The organism is Streptomyces lincolnensis, assembly GCF_021173675.1.
Lineage (GTDB): Bacteria > Actinomycetota > Actinomycetes > Streptomycetales > Streptomycetaceae > Streptomyces > Streptomyces lincolnensis_B.
On record NZ_JAIHON010000053.1, the window covers coordinates 1 to 339 of the forward strand.

The 339-nt window shown below is 65.8% G+C and carries 1 protein-coding gene; it reads right to left on the minus strand.

Annotation, left to right across the window (positions count from 1 at the left end):
* Nucleotides 1–339, minus strand: a 339-nt coding sequence (locus K4B79_RS47525; RefSeq protein ID WP_269464843.1) for an alpha-amylase family glycosyl hydrolase, incomplete at both ends; no start/stop codon positions are given.

Below are 339 nucleotides of genomic sequence, written 5' to 3' on the forward strand. Positions count from 1 at the left end.
AGTAGTCGCCGTAGGGGCCGTCGGGGTTGTTGCGGGACTCCTGGAACCACGGGTGCTGGTCGCTGGTGTGGTTCATGACGAAGTCGATGATGACGCGCATGCCGCGTTGGTGGGCGGCGTCGACGAATTCCACGAAGTCGGCGAGGTCGCCGAACTCGGGCAGGACGGCGGTGTAGTCGGAGACGTCGTAGCCTCCGTCGCGCAGCGGGGACTTGAAGAAGGGCGGCAGCCACAGGCAGTCGACGCCCAGCCATTGGAGGTAGTCCAGTTTGGCGGTGAGGCCCTTGAGGTCGCCGACACCGTCGCCGTTGCTGTCCTGGAAGGAGCGGACGAGGACCT